Source organism: Pedobacter sp. HDW13, assembly GCF_011303555.1.
Taxonomy (GTDB): domain Bacteria; phylum Bacteroidota; class Bacteroidia; order Sphingobacteriales; family Sphingobacteriaceae; genus Pedobacter.
Window position 1 is genome coordinate 5926673 of record NZ_CP049868.1, and the last position, 17602, is coordinate 5944274.

At 39.7% G+C, this 17602-nt stretch carries 17 protein-coding genes and 1 pseudogene; 9 read left to right on the forward strand and 9 right to left on the reverse strand.

All coding sequences use genetic code 11. The annotated features are described in order from the left end of the window. Positions 1-4: 4 nt before the first annotated feature. Positions 5-490: a PaaI family thioesterase gene (locus G7074_RS24620; RefSeq protein ID WP_124559926.1), complete on the reverse strand. Its 486-nt coding sequence runs from the start codon at positions 488-490 to the stop codon at positions 5-7. A gap of 248 nt (positions 491-738) precedes the next feature. Between G7074_RS24620 and G7074_RS24625 the strand changes: the two genes are divergently transcribed. The 3 genes from G7074_RS24625 to G7074_RS24635 all read left to right on the forward strand — a co-directional run bounded on the left by G7074_RS24625 (position 739) and on the right by G7074_RS24635 (position 3453). After that, complete coding sequence (locus tag G7074_RS24625) at positions 739-1650, forward strand: AraC family transcriptional regulator (RefSeq protein WP_124559925.1); 912 nt, start codon at positions 739-741, stop codon at positions 1648-1650. Positions 1651-1733: 83 nt separating this feature from the next. Continuing rightward, the gene (locus G7074_RS24630) at positions 1734-2573 is read left to right on the forward strand and encodes an SDR family NAD(P)-dependent oxidoreductase (protein ID WP_124559924.1); all 840 of its coding nucleotides are present in this window, start codon (positions 1734-1736) and stop codon (positions 2571-2573) included. A 28-nt stretch (positions 2574-2601) separates the two neighbouring features. Further along, positions 2602-3453: an SDR family oxidoreductase gene (locus G7074_RS24635; protein ID WP_166211851.1), complete on the forward strand. Its 852-nt coding sequence runs from the start codon at positions 2602-2604 to the stop codon at positions 3451-3453. A gap of 89 nt (positions 3454-3542) precedes the next feature. Here the strand turns inward: G7074_RS24635 and G7074_RS24640 are convergent, their stop codons facing one another. The 3 genes and pseudogenes from G7074_RS24640 to G7074_RS28035 all read right to left on the reverse strand — a co-directional run. Continuing rightward, complete coding sequence (locus G7074_RS24640) at positions 3543-3962, reverse strand: arsenate reductase ArsC (protein ID WP_166211854.1); 420 nt, start codon at positions 3960-3962, stop codon at positions 3543-3545. A gap of 12 nt (positions 3963-3974) precedes the next feature. Further along, positions 3975-4541 carry a DUF6428 family protein gene (locus G7074_RS24645; protein WP_124559921.1) on the reverse strand — a complete coding sequence of 189 codons (567 nt, stop codon included), beginning with the start codon at positions 4539-4541 and terminating at the stop codon, positions 3975-3977. 157 nt (positions 4542-4698) lie between these two features. Then, positions 4699-4908: pseudogene (locus tag G7074_RS28035) on the reverse strand (ArsR/SmtB family transcription factor); the annotation flags it as partial. A 141-nt stretch (positions 4909-5049) separates the two neighbouring features. Between G7074_RS28035 and G7074_RS24655 the strand changes: the two are divergent. Next, the gene (locus tag G7074_RS24655; RefSeq protein WP_124559920.1) at positions 5050-5463 is read left to right on the forward strand and encodes an EamA family transporter; all 414 of its coding nucleotides are present in this window, start codon (positions 5050-5052) and stop codon (positions 5461-5463) included. A gap of 124 nt (positions 5464-5587) precedes the next feature. On the opposite strand, the gene G7074_RS24660 is transcribed toward G7074_RS24655, so the two are convergent. Next, positions 5588-7873 carry a GH92 family glycosyl hydrolase gene (locus G7074_RS24660; protein WP_199748323.1) on the reverse strand — a complete coding sequence of 762 codons (2286 nt, stop codon included), beginning with the start codon at positions 7871-7873 and terminating at the stop codon, positions 5588-5590. Between the two features lie 320 nt (positions 7874-8193). Here G7074_RS24660 and mnmA point away from each other — a divergent pair, with 320 nt between their 5' ends. Further along, positions 8194-9285 carry a tRNA 2-thiouridine(34) synthase MnmA gene (mnmA, locus tag G7074_RS24665; protein WP_124559919.1) on the forward strand — a complete coding sequence of 364 codons (1092 nt, stop codon included), beginning with the start codon at positions 8194-8196 and terminating at the stop codon, positions 9283-9285. A gap of 124 nt (positions 9286-9409) precedes the next feature. On the opposite strand, the gene G7074_RS24670 is transcribed toward mnmA, so the two are convergent. Then, the gene (locus tag G7074_RS24670) at positions 9410-9724 is read right to left on the reverse strand and encodes a hypothetical protein (RefSeq protein ID WP_124559918.1); all 315 of its coding nucleotides are present in this window, start codon (positions 9722-9724) and stop codon (positions 9410-9412) included. 291 nt (positions 9725-10015) lie between these two features. Here G7074_RS24670 and G7074_RS24675 point away from each other — a divergent pair, with 291 nt between their 5' ends. Continuing rightward, the gene (locus G7074_RS24675; protein WP_124559917.1) at positions 10016-10378 is read left to right on the forward strand and encodes a response regulator transcription factor; all 363 of its coding nucleotides are present in this window, start codon (positions 10016-10018) and stop codon (positions 10376-10378) included. 48 nt (positions 10379-10426) lie between these two features. Here the strand turns inward: G7074_RS24675 and G7074_RS24680 are convergent, their stop codons facing one another. Next, positions 10427-11023, reverse strand: coding sequence for an FMN-dependent NADH-azoreductase (locus tag G7074_RS24680; protein WP_124559916.1), 597 nt, complete (start codon positions 11021-11023; stop codon positions 10427-10429). Between the two features lie 196 nt (positions 11024-11219). Here G7074_RS24680 and G7074_RS24685 point away from each other — a divergent pair, with 196 nt between their 5' ends. Further along, positions 11220-11444, forward strand: a complete 225-nt coding sequence (locus tag G7074_RS24685; protein ID WP_166211857.1) for a hypothetical protein — start codon at positions 11220-11222, stop codon at positions 11442-11444. A 44-nt stretch (positions 11445-11488) separates the two neighbouring features. On the opposite strand, the gene G7074_RS24690 is transcribed toward G7074_RS24685, so the two are convergent. Then, positions 11489-12313, reverse strand: coding sequence for an ion transporter (locus G7074_RS24690; protein WP_124559914.1), 825 nt, complete (start codon positions 12311-12313; stop codon positions 11489-11491). Positions 12314-12617: 304 nt separating this feature from the next. On the opposite strand from G7074_RS24690, the gene G7074_RS24695 reads away from it, so the two are divergent. Further along, positions 12618-13967: an alpha-L-fucosidase gene (locus tag G7074_RS24695; RefSeq protein ID WP_124559913.1), complete on the forward strand. Its 1350-nt coding sequence runs from the start codon at positions 12618-12620 to the stop codon at positions 13965-13967. Between the two features lie 101 nt (positions 13968-14068). On the opposite strand, the gene cobA is transcribed toward G7074_RS24695, so the two are convergent. Further along, a complete protein-coding gene (cobA, locus tag G7074_RS24700; protein WP_166211859.1) occupies positions 14069-14833 on the reverse strand; it encodes a uroporphyrinogen-III C-methyltransferase in 765 nt (254 codons plus the stop codon). Positions 14834-15074: 241 nt separating this feature from the next. On the opposite strand from cobA, the gene nirB reads away from it, so the two are divergent. Beyond that, positions 15075-17585, forward strand: coding sequence for a nitrite reductase large subunit NirB (nirB, locus tag G7074_RS24705; RefSeq protein WP_124559911.1), 2511 nt, complete (start codon positions 15075-15077; stop codon positions 17583-17585). Positions 17586-17602 lie beyond the last annotated feature (17 nt).

A 17602-nucleotide genomic window follows, 5' to 3' on the forward strand; every position in this document is an offset into this window, starting at 1 on the left:
TTTTTTAAAATTTTAAGATTAAACAAGTGCTCACCGCGTGAGCATAAGTGGTATTATTTTCATCAAGTAATTGAGCTTCAAGCAAAGCAGTGCGACCACCCAGATTAATCACTTTAGCCTGTGTTTTTAATTTTCCGGTTTTGATGGTAACCGCTTTCAGGAAATTTACTTTAAGTTCTAAGGTGGTGTAGCCCGTTCCGGCGGGCAAAAGCGAATGCACCGAACAGCCCATAGCCGAATCTAAAATAGCCGTAATTACGCCACCATGCACTGTTCCGATAGGATTATAATGGAATTCCTGTGGGGTAAATTCGAAAACTACATTCCCTTTTTCTATTTCGGTTACGCTAAAATCCAAAGTGTATAAAAGTGGTGGCAAGGGAAACTGATTGTCACGCATGGCCTCTAAATAAGCTATACCATCCATTTTCATGGCTTCTTGTGCGCCTTTCATTGGGTCTTCCCAGGTTATTTCTTTAGTTCGTTTCATATTAAATACCGATCGGTATATTTTATAGCAAAAAAAATATTTTTCAGGCTCTGCTTCTTTCCTTCATCTCGAAATACAAGATTTCCAGACATCAATTCATAATAACAGGACAAATATATACCGATCGGTATATTTATTTGTCGCCAGAAAATCTTTTTTTCAAGTGGAGTAGAATACTGGCTGAATTGCTTTGTATAACAGGAAAGCAGATTTTAGTTTTAACGTTTGAATTTTGTAACTTTGATTTTATGAGCAAACCAGAGAGCATAGAAGATTTTTACAGAAACAAATTCAGTTTTCTACCCGAAAACCTACAGAATGACGTAGGTCACTTTAATGTTTTTAAGCTGGAAGACTGCCTGAAAGAAGACGCCAGACCGATGAGCTATAACCGCCGTGATTACTATAAAGTTTCGCTGATTCGCGGTCACAACGTATATCACTACGCAGATAAAAGTGTAGAGATAAATGGCACCGCATTGATATTTTTCAACCCGCTTGTTCCTTACACCTGGGAATTGGCGAGCGGGCAAAAAAGCAATGTTACCGGTTTCTTTTGCATTTTTACTGAATCCTTTTTTAAGGAAAAAATCCGCGGGAACATTGGCGACTTACCCATGTTTATACCCGGTGGCAAGCCAGCTTACATTTTAAATGAAGCACAGGAAGCACATGTAGAAAGCATCTTTTCGAAAATGTTTGAAGAGATTAATACCGATTACGTGTATAAATACGACCTCTTAAGGAACTACATTACCGAGATTACGCACTTTGCCTTAAAAACACAGCCTTCGGAAGCTTTATTTAAACATGTAGATGCAAACAGCCGGATTACATCGGTATTTACCGAGCTGCTGGAACGCCAGTTCCCAATCGAAAATACTACCCAGAGGTTAACCATGCGCTCGGCAAAAGATTACGCCTCGCAACTTTCGGTACATGTTAACCACCTTAACCGCGCCATTAAAGAAACTACAGGTAAAACCACTACCCATTACATTACCGAACGCTTACTAAGCGAAGCTAAAGCCTTATTAAAGCATACCGACTGGAATATATCGGAAATTGGTTACTGCCTAGGCTTTGAAGAACCTACCCATTTTAATAACTTTTTCAAAAAATTAACCAACCACACCCCTACCTCTTACCGAATTGTTTGAATTTCGTAATCATCGGTTTGAATCATGTAATAGGTAGCATGCCTCTTGTTTGTAATTTTGTCTAAACAAAAAAAGATAAAATTATGGACAAGAAAAAAGTTTGGTTTATTACCGGAGCTTCGAAAGGCTTAGGATTAAGTTTGGTTCATCAATTGTTAAAAGCCGGCCAATATGTTGCAGCCACTTCGAGAAATATTGCCGAACTGAAACAAGCAGTAGCTACTGATTCGAAAAAATTCCTTCCGCTTTCGGTTAATCTTTCAGACGAACAAAGTGTAGAAAAAGCCATTAAAGCAACTGTTACCCAATTCGAACGCATTGATGTGATTATCAATAATGCTGGTTATGGCATTGGCGGCAGTATAGAAGAACTTAGCGATGCAGAAACACGCAATAGTTTCGACGTAAATGTATTCGGTACCTTAAATGTAATCAGAAAAGCTTCTCCTTATTTGAGGGCGCAACGCTCAGGGCATATTATCAATATTTCTTCAATTGCCGGCATTACAGGCGCAACTGGCTGGGCTATATACGCTGCTGCTAAATCGGCAGTAATTTCCCTATCCGAAATATTGGCCGAAGACCTTAAAGATTTTGGCATTAAAGTTACCGTAGTTGCACCTGGTGCATTCAGAACCAGTTTTTTAACCGCCGAATCTTTGGCACTGGCCGCTAATCCAATTGCCGAATATGAAGCAGTAAGGGAAACGCACGCCCGGTATCTAAAAATGGATGGCCAGCAAATAGGCGATCCGGAAAAAGCAGCTGCAGCCATGATTTCGCTTGCCAGCATGCCCAACCCACCATTGCACTTATTATTAGGTAGAGATGCATTTGACCGCGCTACAGCCAAAATTGAAGCATTAAGTAAAGAAATTAATGCATGGAAACCGATTTCTATCTCAACAGATTTCGACCAGTAAACCCTATTTAAAATTTAAGAAAAAGATTATGGACAACCAGAAAGTATGGTTTGTAACCGGCGCTTCAAAAGGCCTGGGACTAACCTTAGTAAAAAAATTATTGGGCAATGGATATCATGTTGCAGCAACTTCGAGAAATTTAAGCGATTTATCCAAAGCAGTTGGCGAACACGAAAACTTTTTGCCCTTAGTTGTAGATTTAATCAACGAAGGCAGTGTAGAAGCGGCGATCAGCCAAACCATCAGCAAATTTGGCCGTGTAGATGTAGTGGTTAACAATGCAGGCTACGGCATGTTGGGTGCGCTTGAAGAGTTGAGCGACAAAGAATCACGTGAGAATTTCGACATCAATGTTTTCGGTTCACTGAATGTAATTAGAAAGGTATTGCCACAAATGCGAAAACAGCAATCAGGGCATATTTTCAATATTTCATCTATCGGTGGTTTCTCAGGAAATTTCCCTGGATTTGGCATCTATTGCGCTACCAAATTTGCTGTAGCAGGCTTTACCGAATCGCTGGCAGCAGAAGTAAAATCGCAAGGTATTAAGGCAACAGTAGTAGAACCGGGTTATTTCCGGACAGAATTTCTGAACACAAGCTCTTTAGCTGTCCCGGCAAACCCTATCGATGCCTACAAAGAAGTGCGCGATTCGCAGGCTATGCACCAGAACGATATTAACAACCAACAGCCCGGCGACCCGGCCAAAGCTGCTGAAGTAATGATTGAAGCTGCTAAAAGCGAAAATCCACCATTGCATTTATTCCTGGGACCCGATGCCTATCAGGTTGCAGAAGCAAAAATAACTGATGTACAAAGGGATATGGCTAACTGGAAATACCTGGCAACAGCTACGAACTTTGAAGCGGCGAATGCTTAATTAGAATTTTATCACGAACTGGCAGATTAGCGGGTTCGTGATAATTCTTTTTATCCTATTAATATAGTGTACAAACATTTATTGCCAGGCTACTCGCTTAAATTTTTGCTAACAAAATCTTCCATGTAAACCTTTACCAAATCTCTGGTTCTCTTAAATTCAGCCATAATTTCTGTTTCCGTACCAATAGCTTTTGCCGGATCGGGAAAATTATGGTGCAGCTTGATGGCTTGTGTTGGAAAATACGGACAGCTTTCTTTCTCATGATCGCAAACCGTAATCACATAATCAAACGGAACATCAACATATTCATTAATATTGTTTGACGTTTGACCGGATATATCAATTCCATCTTCTGCCATAATCAATACCGCTTTGGGGTTAACACCATGAACTTCAATTCCGGCACTGTAAATTTTAGCTTTGGTTTGCGCAAAATGTTTCAGATAACCTTCTGCCAGCTGACTTCTGCAGCTATTACCTGTACACAGCACTAATACATTTTTCATAAATTTAAGTGATTAACAACAGCCGCTTCCAAGTTTACAATTGGTTTCGTTTGCAGCCAAATTTACCAGCTCAACTTTTCTTTTTTCAGGTTGTACTGGCGCACAACACTCTTCGCCTGTTGCTGTAGTTCCGCAGCTGCCACCTCTGCCAATGGCTTTACATTGTGTTGCATCGGGTGTTAGGTCCAAAATCAGGTTTTCGCCATCAATTTTAAATTCACCAGGAAACATTTGCCTGGTGTCAAAAGCAGAATTTCCAAATTCAATTTTAACAATGACATTAGGGTTTAACGGCAGTTTACTTTCAACTAAATCGATGATAGACAATGCCTTTTTCACCTGCATGGCCCTAGCTTCTTCCTGCATTTCAGGTTCCCAAAGCTGCACAATAATTTCGGTCCATACGTTCATTACTCCACCACAATCAACCGACACAATGGGGGCCTGTTTAATTTCGGTGATGTGATAATTGGCTTTAACCAATTTATCAGAGGCATACCGGAATTGTAGTACCAATTCTGGATGTTGTTGAAGTTCAGTTTTGAAACTGCTCCAATCAATAGAGATGTTATTAATCATAATATTGCAATTTAACGATTGATTTGTATAAAAAATTTTAACAGCAGTTTTGCTCACCCTGATATGATGAGAAAAAATCGCCAAGTTGTTTTTGTAAGAACTTCAACATTTTAGATTCAATACAATAGCAAATGCTTACTCCTTCTATGGTTCCCTAGATAATACCTGCATTTTTAAGTTCTTTTAAATGCTGCGAAATGGTTGCTTGTGCTAAACCAATTTCCTCTACCAAATCGCCACAAATGCAGGTATTTGACTTAAGAATACGCTGTAGAATAGCAATACGGGCAGGATGTGCCATCGCCTTAAGCAGTGCTGCCAGCTGGTTTTGTTCTTCGGTAAAAATTTCTGTTTTAGTAAGTCCCATAATTATATATCGCAATATTACGATAGTTAGATTGAATATTAAAATTTATTTCCAGTATAATGGCCAAATACAACCTTACAATAGATTTGGACGTTCTGTTTAGTGAATAAAAATTAGTAATTTAATAAAAAAAATCAATCTATGTGGAAATTTTACGCCATACTTTCGGCCTTATTTGCTGCTGCAACAGCCATTTTAGCTAAAGTTGGGCTTAAAGGGATTAATGGAAATGTTGCAACGGCCATTAGAACGGTTTTAATTCTGTTTATTGCCTGGGGCATTGTACTGGCAACCGGAGAAATTACCCAACTCAAAACATTGAGCAAAAACAACCTCCTCTTTTTAGGATTATCCGGGCTGGCAACTGGCCTTTCGTGGATTTTTTACTTCAAAGCGCTCGAAACCGGCGATGTTTCTAAAGTAGCACCCATTGATAAACTCAGTGTGGCCATTGCCATGGGACTTGCATTTTTAATTCTAAAAGAACCCATCGATGCTAAAACACTTATTGGTGGCGGGCTGATTGTTGCCGGAAGCATTGTAATTTTGCTATAGTTTTTTATCCTAAAAACATAAAAACTACCTTAAAACCTTATACTCGAAACCTTAAAAATTTCAACAAAAAAAACCGCTGACTAATACATAGCCAACGGTTCTACATTTATATAGGGATGAGTAATTACTTTTTCGGTTTTGCGCTCATAAAGAAAGTAAGTTTACCACCATTGGTAATATCCGCATGTTTAATTTTATGATTGCTGATTTCTTTGCCGTTCAATAAAACTTTTTCTACATACACATTTTTGTCACTTTGTTTAATGGCCTCAACGGTGAAGGTTTTGCCATTTTCTAAATTGATTACCGCATGGCTAACCAGTGGACTACCCAACGAATACACATCAGAACCTGGTGCCACCGGATAAAATCCAAGCGAAGAGAACATATACCAGGCGCTCATTTGTCCGCAGTCATCATTTCCGCCCAAACCATCGGCAGTTGGTTTATATTGCATGTTTAAAATGTGGCGTACCTGAGCCTGTGTTTTCCAGGGCTGATCGGCCCAGTTATACAGGTAAGCAATGTGATGCGCAGGCTCATTTCCATGAACATAACCACCAATAATGCCTTCGCGTGTAATATCTTCGGTGTGTGCAAAAAATTCATCAGGTAAATGCATGGTAAATAAAGTATCCAGGCGTATTGCGAATTTCTTTTTGCCACCCATCATTTCAATCAGCGTTGCCGGATCTTGTGGTACAAAGAAACTGTAGTTCCAGCTGTTACCTTCAATAAAACCCTGTCCTTCGGTATCTTTCGGATCGAATTGTTTTTTAAAGGTACCATCGGCCAGTTTAGGGCGCATAAAGCCTGTGGCGCTATCATAGTTATTTTTCCAGTTGTTAGACCGTTTAATAAATTCATCATAAACATCCATACGGTTCAGTTTCTTAGCCAGTTGGGCAATTGACCAGTCGTCGTAAGAATACTCCAGATTGTTAGAAACAGAGATACCCGATTTTTCGGCAGGAATGTAACCCTTATCCATATAGTAACCAATCCCTTCGTAATCGCGGTGCTTCGCTGTAGCTATACAAGCATCCAATGCCTTATTCGCATCGCCGGTATAGGTACCTTTAATAATAGCATCTGAAATAACTGAAACGCTGTGGTAACCACTCATACACCAGTTATCGTTGGCATAGTGCGACCAGATTGGCAACATGTGTAAACTGCTTTGATCGTAATGAGCGAGCATCGATTTCACCATATCGTTACTGCGGCCAGGCTGCGTAATGTTAAAAAACGGATGTAATGCCCGGTAAGTATCCCAAAGTGAAAAAGTAGTGTAATTGGTAAAACCATCAGCTTTATGTACCCCCTGATCTAAACCTTTATATTCGCCGTTAACATCGGTGTAGGTTGTAGGGTTAATGTAAGCGTGGTATAAAGCAGTATAAAAATTAATTTTATTATCCTTAGAGGTAGTTACCTGCACTTTATTCAACTCCTTGTTCCAGGTAGCCTGCGCCTGTGCTTTAACTTTTTCAAAATCCCAGCCCGAAATTTCGGCACGCATGTTCTGCAAGGCATTTTCCTGGCTAACCGGCGAAAGCGCAAACTTAATTTTCACCTTCTCTCCTTCCTGCGTATCAAAATCGAAGAACATTTTTAACTTTTTGCCTGCAATTTCAGGGAAGTTCTGTTCCTGATTAAATTTACCCCAGAATCCGCGGTAAGCTTGTTTGGCATCGTAACTTTTACGCCCATAGCTTTTAAAAGGTTTAGAAAAACTCATCGCAAAATATACTGTTCTGGTTCTGGCCCAGCCATTGGTTTGGCGATAGCCGGTAATCAGCGTATCGTTTACTACGCGAACATAGGTCCAAACTGTTTTTTCTTCATAATTATAAATCCCGGCCATCAAATCTAAGATAATATGCGATTGATCTGATTTAGGAAAAGTATATTGATGCATCCCCACGCGTGTGGTCGAAGTAAGTTCTGCAGTGATATTATCATCATCCAGCTTCACTTTGTAATAACCTGCTTCGGCCACTTCGTTTGCATGCGAAAAAGCCGAACGGTAACCGCCTTTAGGATTTGATGCAATACCCGGATTTAACTGTAGCTTGCCTTGCGTTGGCATGATTAAAAAATCGCCCAGATCAGAATGTCCGGTCCCGCTAAAATGCGTATGGCTAAATCCGGTAATGGTTTTATCTTCATATTTATAACCCGCGCAATATTTGTACACGTCACCATTGTACTTACCGTTTACTTCGTAAGATAAGGTATCGGTTTCGGGACTTAACTGTACTGCACCAAAAGGAACAGTTGCACCGGGATAGGTATGCCCCATTTTTGAAGTACCAATAATCGGCTTAACATACTGCACCAGATTCTGCTGTGCCGAAGCAACCATGCCTGAAAGCAAAAGACAGGGCAGCATAACTTTTTTAATCATATCCGTTTTGAGATTAGCTTGTTTTCTTTAAAATTCTAAGGTAGAAATTTATCTTCAAATATGCGCAAATAACAAGACTAAAACGTTTAAGTAAAACAAAAAATACATTTTATATGGTTTAAATTTAGGGAAACCCGGTTTATTGGTTAACCGGTTAATTGTTCAAACTGCTTAACCAGAGATGCTCAACAATCGGGCAATTTAGCAATCGCACAATTCTATTTTACGGATTTTACAATCCAAAGCTTTTTACAAGTAACTGACTTCCTTTAAACAATTTCAGCTAAATAAACCTTATTTTTGCATCCTATATTTTTAAAATGAGTAAACACGGTAGAATTCTGGTTGCCATGAGTGGCGGGGTTGATAGTTCGGTAGCGGCTGTAATGTTGCATGAGCAAGGTTACGAGGTGATTGGATTAACCATGAAGACCTGGGACTATGCTAGCTCTGGCGGTAGCAGTAAGGAAACTGGTTGCTGCTCTTTAGATAGCATTAACGATGCCCGTACACTTGCTGTAAACTATGGTTTTCCGCATTATATATTGGATATCAGAGACGAATTTGGCGATTATGTAATCGATAATTTTGTAGATGAATACCTGGCCGGAAGAACACCAAACCCATGCGTATTGTGCAACACGCACATTAAATGGGAAGCTTTATTAAAACGTGCCAATAAACTCGACTGCGAATTTATTGCAACAGGGCATTATGCTAATATCCGCCAGCAAGATAGTGGCCGTTATGTAATTTCGAAAGGAAAAGACGAAAATAAAGATCAGTCGTACGTATTGTGGGGTGTTTCGCAAGAAAACCTTTCGCGCACCAAATTTCCTCTTGGAAGCTTCGCAAAATCTGAAATCAGACAAATGGCTTTAGATATGGGTCAGGAAGAGTTGGCTAAAAAATCGGAGAGTTACGAAATTTGTTTCGTTCCGGATAACGATTACAGGGCTTTCTTAAAACATAAAGTTGAAGATTTAGAAGACAGAGTTGCGGGTGGTAATTTCATATTGAGCAATGGCATGGTGGTGGGCCAGCACAAGGGCTACCCTTTTTATACCATTGGCCAGCGCAAAGGCCTGGGTGTTGCTTTTGGCGAGCCTATGTTTGTAACCCAGATCCTGCCCGAAAGCAATACGGTGGTTTTAGGCAAAGCCGAAGAACTGGAGCGCCGCGAAGCGATGGTAAGGAATATTAACCTGATTAAATACGCCAGCATTGAAGAACCGATGAGCGATATCATCACTAAAATACGCTACAAAGATGCAGGGATGCTGAGCACAATTGTGCAGGAAAAAGATAAAATGCGCGTAGTGTTCGATCACAATGTATCGGCTATTGCACCCGGCCAATCGGCAGTGTTTTACGAAGGAAACGATTTATTGGGTGGTGGTTTTTTAATTTAAGAGGAGCGTCATTTCGAGCGAAGTGCAACACAGCCGAGAACCACGGAGTGCTCAGCGAAGCTAAATCTAATTACAAAAGATCTCTCCGTTTCGCTGCGCTTCAGTCGAGATGACGAACACCATATTATTCACTCCCTTTAAAAACATTTAGGGTAGCTGTTTTCCAATGAATATATCCTAAATCACCGCACACCTGAGCAACAAAATGCTCTACATCTTCGGGTACATCATTTACTACGCGCCACCTGATTTTGTATTTGGGGTTATAACTCACGTAAACTACTAAATCATCATTTCGCTGCCCCACTGAATGTAAAGATTGCAGGTGAATATCCTGTAAATCTGCAGCAGCTATCCTTAATCTTTCATTCATAATTTTCCCTAAGGAAAGATCGGGTCTGAAATCTGTTTCAAATATGGCTAAAACGGTAACGGTCATAAAAAATAAATATATCAGCAAACAAACGAAGCCATAAGCTTTTTGTTTAAAATAATTACACACCATACGTTGGGTTTAAACATCAGCCTAACGTATTTTCGGTTTCTCCAAAAGCAAATCTATACTAAAAAAATTAGTATCAAAATTTATTCTGACATTTTTTTCAGTTAAAGTAAAAATTAGATACAGCCATGACAAGGGCATTATCAATGGTGAATAACTTGATAAATGTGTACAACTATTTTAAACATCTGATAACTAGATCGGTTATCTATTTTAAAAGGAGGACTTATGAAAAAGTGCATCTATGTTGTAGAAGATAATCCAAATATCAGGGAGATTATAGAATTTCTGTTGATTGAGGAGCTTTACGAAGTAAAAACCTGCCCCAACACCAGCGACTTCTGGTTACAAATGAATAATCACCTGCCTGATATGGTGATTTTAGATGTGATGTTGCCTGATGGCAACGGACTGGATATTTGCAATACTTTAAAAGAAAATATTAAAACACACAACATTCCGGTAATGATGATGTCGGCCAATAACCACTTAAATACAGTTAAAGCCAAATGCGCAGCGGAAGATTTTATTAATAAACCTTTCGACCTGAACGATTTTGCAGGAAGAATAGAAAAACACCTGATGAATTAAATTTAGTATTTCAACAGCGGCAAATCTGCCGCTGTTGAAATATATTAACTATAAAGCTATTGCTGCAACAGCTTTATCCAAAGCTTCGTCTTTCAGGTTTGGCATGCTTAAGCCCTCTACCCTATAAGCGGTAACATCTACCATTCCTAAAAAGCCCAATACCGATCTCAGGTACGATTCTGTAAAATCGTAAGCCTTCATTGGCCCGTCAGAATATACTCCGCCTGATGAAATGGCCAGATAAACCTTTTTACCTTTTACCAATCCCTCAGGACCATTTTCCGAATAACTAAATGTTTGGCCAGCACGCGCAATGTGATCGATCCAGGCCTTTAAAGTAGAGTGAATCCCAAAATTGTACATGGGCACGCCAATTACAATGACATCAGCAGCTTTAAGCTCAGCAATTGATTCATTAGAGTGCTGAACCGCTTCGGCCAGTTGAGGGGTATGGTTTTCGGCCGGCGTAAAGAAAGAGTTGATATGCACCTCTTCTAAATGCGGAAAGGGTGTATTGGTAAGATTGCGGGTAGTTACCGTACTACCCGGATTTGCAGCCTGTAACTTTTCTACAATCGCATCCCCTAATTTAACACTGAAAGATGCTTCGCCTCTTGGGCTTGATATTAAATGTAATATTTTCATTTTTTGCCTTTATTTATATCTGGCAAAATTATAGACACGAGCTATCAAAAAGTTATTACTATACTAAAGGATAGCGCTATCCTTTAGTATAGTAGCGGCAGCAAAGTAGCTAAAAACAGCTACAACCCTGATGGTTTAACATTTTAATTTTCTATAAACTTAATCCAGCCTCAATCTGTTTATAAAAGAAAATGCTATGGAAAATCAGGAAAACAATCAACCAAAAGATGATGAATACACGGAAGATGAAGTGCAATTTGCTGGTGGCGAAGGCACGCAACTGAATGAACAAATTACTGGCCCCGACGATGAGGACGAGGATGATGAAGAAGAAGCAACAGATGATTACAACGAATCGGACATTGAAGAACTCGATAACGATCCCAATGCTTACGATAAAGATGATAGCGAAATGTTATAAATCAGAAAAAAAATGCCAGATTGATAGCCACTCTGGCATTTTTCTTATCTAAACAACGATGATCCGCAATATTTACAAAACAAAGCATCGCTGTCATGCCCTTCCCTGCTACAACCAGGGCACGATTCGGGTAATTCCTTTTTATGCCTGGCAGCCATGGCTATATCGTGCGTAATAATGCCGGTAGGCACCGCAATAATAGCATAACCAATTAACATAACAACCGAGGCCACGAATTTACCCAATGGCGTAATTGGAGAAATATCGCCATAACCCACCGTTGTAATGGTAACAATGGCCCAATAAATACTTTCTGGGATATTTGAAAAACCATTTTCGCGCTGCTCTACCAGGTACATTACCGAACCAAGTATAACTGTAATGGTTAAAACCGTTAGTAAGAAAATACTGATTTTGCGGATACTGTTTTTTAAAGCAGTTGTTAAAAAATTAATCTCTGTTAAAAAATGTCCGAGTTTAAAAATCCTAAAAACCCGTAATAAACGCAGCGCCCTGAATACCAGCAAAGATTGTGCGCCAACAAAGAATATACTTAAATACGAAGGCAGTAAAGCAACCATATCAATAATGCCCAGCGGACTAAACACATAGCTCAGTGGCTTACGGATACTGATGAGCCGCAAAATGTATTCGACAGTGAAAAGTGCGGCGAAACCCCATTCCATCACATTAAAAAGCTTACCGTAGTGTTGATGAATACTCACCACACTATCGAGCATCACAACAATAATACTCGAAAAAATAGCAATCAGAAGCCCTACATCGAAAGCCTTACCCGCCGGCGTATTCGATTCGTAAATAATTTCGTGCAATTTAAAACGCCAACCTTTCGAAGGACCTGATACCATGTAAGCTTTTTTGACTAAGATACAGAATTAACCATTAATCACTTCGCCGCCTATTATTAAAGCAATTTTACCATTAAGTTTTGCCGCAGCTTTGCAACCCGATTTGCTAATATTTCAGGTTAAACTTCTCTTCTAAAACAAACAAGCTTAAGAACTGTAAAGTTTTACAATCAAAAATTAAGCTAATTTCAATACCCGCATTCATACATGGTAATTTAGCTTAATCATTTGCTCATATCCGATTATTTTGATCAGATGTACCTCATTAAATTAGCTCTTCATATCCTAACCAAAAAACCACACAATGAAAAAACCAATTTTACTTATTTTACTATTGCTCAATCTGGCTCTAACCGGTTCGGCACAAAAAAGACTGGGTAAAGAAACTGCCGAAGAAAAAACCAAAAGAATGGAATGGTGGACGGATGCCCGCTTTGGTATGTTTATACACTGGGGCTTATATGCGCTACCTGCACGTCACGAATGGGTGAGAAATTATGAGCACATTACCAATGAGAACTACCAAAAATATTTTGATAATTTTAATCCCGATTTATTCAACCCAAAACAGTGGGCAAAGGAAGCCAAGGCTGCCGGCATGAAATATGCTGTTTTAACTACCAAGCACCACGAAGGCTTTAACCTGTTTGACAGTAAATACACCGATTATAAAGCCACCAATACACAGGCAAAAAGGGATCTGGTAAGAGAATTTGTTGATGCTTTCCGCGCAGAAGGTATAAAAGTTGGTTTCTATTATTCGCTTATTGACTGGCACCACCCCGACTTTACGGTAGACAGGGTTCACCCTTTACGTCCTGAAAAAGAATCTGAAGAGGCTTATGCAGCCTTAAATAAAGGTAGAGATATGGCCAAATACCGTAAATACCTATACGATCAGGTAACAGAACTCCTAACCAAATACGGCAAAATTGATATCCTTTGGGCCGACTTCTCTTATCCTGGTAAATATGGCAAAGGTAAAGACGACTGGGGATCGGTTGAATTACTTAAGCAAATCAGAAAACTGCAGCCGGGCATTATTGTAGATAATCGCTTAGATTTAAATGATTACGAAGACGGTACCGATTTTGAAACACCTGAACAGGTTGGACCGAAAGAACTGGAAAAATACCGCGGAAAGGTATGGGAAACCTGCCAAACCTTTTCAGGATCATGGGGCTACCATCGTGATGAAAATACCTGGAAAAGTAACAGAAAACTACTGGACTTACTAATTACATCAGTAGCAAATGGCGGTAATTTACTATTAAACGTTGGGCCAACCGCCCGTGGTGAATTTGATTACAGAGCTGAAACGGCATTAGATAGTCTCGGTATCTGGATGCATGCCAATTCTAAATCTATTTACCATTGTACTTTTGCACCGTCAGCTTTTAAAGCAGCCGAAGGGACCCGACTTACTTACAATAAAGATACAAAACGTTTATATGTTCACCTGTTCGAATACCCTAATACCGGCACCATTGCTTTAGACGGCTATAAAGACAAAGTAAAATACGCACAGTTTTTACATGATAATTCGGAACTTCAGGTTGACACCGAAAAATCTAAAGACAATACCCTGGTTTTAAAATTACCGAAGAAAAAACCCAACTTCGAAATACCAGTAATCGAACTAATATTAAATTAACCCATTAATATTAATAATCGGGCCTGCAAGCTAAACCTTGCGGGTTTTTTTTTAACCCAATCTCGATCATCCATCTCACCTCTTCCATCATCCATCATATTTTACGCCGACAACAAATCCGACTGATGCAAAGCAGCATAAGCTTTTGCCTGAACTACATTACCTATAATAATAATAGCAGGATAAGTTAAACCAGCATCTTCAGCTGCTTCCTGCAGGTTATTAGCCAAACATACCACCTGTTTCTGATTAGGAAGTGTAGCATGCTGAATAATTGCAGCTGGCATGGTACCTAAACCTGCATCACAATAAGCTTTAGAAATTTCGGCAACCTTTTTCATACCCATATAAATAACTACAGTTGCCGAGCTCTTCATTGCACATTTTAAATCTTCGGTTAAACTTCCATCCTTTTTGGTACCGGTTAGTATCCAAACACTCTCGCTAATGCCGCGATGGGTTAAAGGAACATCAATAAAACCAGCCCCCTGCATGCTGCTGATACCTGGAATATAGTGACATTTAATGCCCCGGGCTTCCGCATAAATCAATTCTTCGAAGCCACGGCCAAAAATAAAGGGATCGCCACCTTTTAAACGCACTACTACCTTATATTGATGTGCATTTTCTACAATTAATTCATTTATTTTCTCTTGTGGTGTATATTCTCCATAAGGTTGCTTACCAACATAAACCATTTTACATGTTTTCGGTGCAATTTCAAGCAATTTTTCATTACTTAAGTTATCATACAGTATAACTTCTGCTCTTTTTAACACATTAAACGCTTTCATAGCGATCAATTCCGGATCACCAGGACCTCCACCCATTATAAATACTCCAAAATCTCCTGTTTTTTGATTCATAATTTTAATGTTTTAACTATTTAAAGATAAAAGTGATAAAAATATCTTAAAAAATTAAATATTTTATGATAAAAATCACAAAATAATAAGTTTTAACTCATTTTTAACCTATATTTGAATATTAAAAATAATAAAACAAACAAATAAAGTGTTTTTAAAATCAAAATAACCTAAAAAAACACAACAAATAAACCAAACAACTAAAAAACAATACCATAATCACAATATACCTTTAAGATTTATGAAAGAACCACAAATAATCGTAATCGGAAATGGAATGGTGGGATACAAGTTCTGCGAAAAACTGAGATCAAAAACATCTTCCTTTAATCTTATCGTTTTTGGAGAAGAACCCCGCAGGGCATATGACCGTGTTCACCTAAGCGAATACTTTAATGGTAAAACAGCAGACGATCTTTCGCTTTCTACCGAAAACTGGTACCAGGAACAAAACATTACACTCTTTCTAAACAATCCTGTAGTTAAAATAGATCGCGAACAACAAAAGGTATATACTGGCAATGGTTTAGAGTATATTTATGATATATTGGTTTTTGCCACGGGCTCCGGCGCCTTTGTTCCGAACATCCCAGGCATAGAAAAAGAAGGCGTTTTTGTTTACCGTACCCTCGAAGACCTCGACCTGATTAGCGCATACGCAAAAAAAGCAAAAACAGCCTCAGTTATAGGTGGTGGCTTGCTTGGTTTGGAAGCAGCAAAAGCACTAATAGATTTAGGAATCGATAAAACCAGTATCATCGAATTTGCTCCGCGTTTAATGCCCAGACAAATTGATGCCGCAGGTAGTGATATGCTAAAATCGAAATTAACTGACCTGGGCTTACAAATCCACTTAAACAAAAACACCTCTAATATTGAAGGTGAGGGCAAGATTACTGCATTAAAATTTACTGATGACACAATACTAGAAGCCGACATGCTGGTTATATCGGCAGGTATTAAACCCAGAGATGAACTGGCAAAAGCCTGTGGAATTGAAGTAGGTCCGCGTGGTGGTATTGTTGTGGACGAGAAAATGCAAACCAGCGACCCGGCAATATTTGCTATTGGCGAATGCGCCCTGTTTGATGACATGATTTACGGATTGGTAGCACCTGGCTATGAAATGGCCGAAGTTTTAGCCACCAACCTGTGTGCAGGCAATAAAAACTTCAGCAGCTTCGACATGAGCACGAAGCTGAAACTCATTGGTATAGATGTAGCCAGTTTTGGCGATAACTTTATTACCGAACCTGATTGCCGCACCATTATTTTCGAAAACAAACACAAAGGTGTTTATAAACGGATTAATGTAAGTAACGACGGACAATACCTTTTAGGCGGTATACTTATTGGAGATGCATCGGCCTACAACATGCTCTTACAAACGGCCATCAATAAAATTGCATTACCCGAAGACCCTGAAGAATTAATACTGGGTTCACGTGGTGGCAGCGAGCCGGCAGGCGCAGGCATTACCAGTTTGCCCGATAGCGCGTTAATTTGCAGCTGCGAGGGAGTTAGCAAAGGCGATATCTGCGCTTCGGTTACCAGCGGTGGATGCGAAAATATAGATGATGTAAAAAAATGCACCAAAGCCGGTACAGGTTGCGGCGGTTGTATGCCAATGGTGAAAGATCTATTGAACTACACTTTAAAATCGCAAGGCAAATACATAAAAAATGTGATCTGCGAGCACTTTAACTACAGCAGACAGGAGCTTTACGACCTCATCCACATCCATGAGCTGAAAAATTACGACGAAGTATTGAATGCTTTGGGCGAAAACGATGGTTGCGAGATATGTAAACCATTGGTTTCATCAATCCTGGCCAGTCTTTGGAACGAAATGATCCTTAAAAAAGGAAACGATGTAGCTCAAGACAGTAATGACCGCTTTTTGGCTAACATCCAAAAAGGAGGCTCCTACTCTGTGGTACCACGCATACCTGGCGGAGAAATAACTCCTGAAAAACTGATCGTTATTGGCGAAGTAGCTAAAAAATACAACTTGTACACCAAGATCACCGGCGGTCAGCGTATCGATTTGTTTGGTGCACACCTGAACGATTTGCCTGTAATCTGGGAAGAACTGATTGCCGCAGGCTTCGAAAGCGGCCATGCTTATGGAAAAGGATTGAGAACGGTAAAAAGCTGCGTGGGCAGCACCTGGTGCCGTTTCGGATTGCACGATAGCGTAAGCTTTGCCATCCGCATTGAAGAAAGATACAGAGGTATACGTGCCCCACATAAATTTAAATCGGCAGTAAGTGGCTGTATCAGAGAATGTGCAGAGGCTCAAAGCAAAGACTTCGGCATTATTGCTACCGAAAAAGGCTGGAATTTATACGTGTGTGGTAACGGCGGTAGTAAACCGCAGCACGCACTCTTGCTTGCCACCGATTTAGATAGCGAAACCTGCATCAAGTATATCGATAGGTTCTTAATGTTCTATATCCGCACAGCCGATCCACTTACCAGAACCGCAACCTGGTTAAATAAAATGGAGGGTGGCATCGATTACCTGCGCAACGTAGTGATCAACGACAGTTTAGGCATGGCCAAACAATGGGAGCACGAAATTGAAAAACTGATCAGCTCGTACAAATGCGAATGGAAAGAGGCAGTAGAAAACCCGGCAATCAGAAAACGTTTCTCTCATTTTGTAAATGCACCTGAAGAGAAAGATCCTTCGATCGAATTTGTAGAAATGCGCGGACAAAAAAGAACCGCTGAATGGAAAATAGTCTAACCAAATATAATCAACCA

Coding starts and splice junctions, on each gene's coding strand:
- G7074_RS24690 (WP_124559914.1), bottom strand. CDS start 12,313: ATGGTATCAGGTCCTTCGAAAGGTTGGCGTTTTAAATTGCACGAAATT.
- G7074_RS24630 (WP_124559924.1), top strand. CDS start 1,734: ATGGACAAGAAAAAAGTTTGGTTTATTACCGGAGCTTCGAAAGGCTTA.
- G7074_RS24685 (WP_166211857.1), top strand. CDS start 11,220: ATGGAAAATCAGGAAAACAATCAACCAAAAGATGATGAATACACGGAA.
- G7074_RS24675 (WP_124559917.1), top strand. CDS start 10,016: ATGAAAAAGTGCATCTATGTTGTAGAAGATAATCCAAATATCAGGGAG.
- G7074_RS24695 (WP_124559913.1), top strand. CDS start 12,618: ATGAAAAAACCAATTTTACTTATTTTACTATTGCTCAATCTGGCTCTA.
- G7074_RS24620 (WP_124559926.1), bottom strand. CDS start 490: ATGAAACGAACTAAAGAAATAACCTGGGAAGACCCAATGAAAGGCGCA.
- cobA (WP_166211859.1), bottom strand. CDS start 14,833: ATGAATCAAAAAACAGGAGATTTTGGAGTATTTATAATGGGTGGAGGT.
- mnmA (WP_124559919.1), top strand. CDS start 8,194: ATGAGTAAACACGGTAGAATTCTGGTTGCCATGAGTGGCGGGGTTGAT.
- G7074_RS24625 (WP_124559925.1), top strand. CDS start 739: ATGAGCAAACCAGAGAGCATAGAAGATTTTTACAGAAACAAATTCAGT.
- G7074_RS24645 (WP_124559921.1), bottom strand. CDS start 4,541: ATGATTAATAACATCTCTATTGATTGGAGCAGTTTCAAAACTGAACTT.
- G7074_RS24680 (WP_124559916.1), bottom strand. CDS start 11,023: ATGAAAATATTACATTTAATATCAAGCCCAAGAGGCGAAGCATCTTTC.
- nirB (WP_124559911.1), top strand. CDS start 15,075: ATGAAAGAACCACAAATAATCGTAATCGGAAATGGAATGGTGGGATAC.
- G7074_RS24670 (WP_124559918.1), bottom strand. CDS start 9,724: ATGACCGTTACCGTTTTAGCCATATTTGAAACAGATTTCAGACCCGAT.
- G7074_RS24660 (WP_199748323.1), bottom strand. CDS start 7,873: ATGATTAAAAAAGTTATGCTGCCCTGTCTTTTGCTTTCAGGCATGGTT.
- G7074_RS24635 (WP_166211851.1), top strand. CDS start 2,602: ATGGACAACCAGAAAGTATGGTTTGTAACCGGCGCTTCAAAAGGCCTG.
- G7074_RS24655 (WP_124559920.1), top strand. CDS start 5,050: ATGTGGAAATTTTACGCCATACTTTCGGCCTTATTTGCTGCTGCAACA.
- G7074_RS24640 (WP_166211854.1), bottom strand. CDS start 3,962: ATGAAAAATGTATTAGTGCTGTGTACAGGTAATAGCTGCAGAAGTCAG.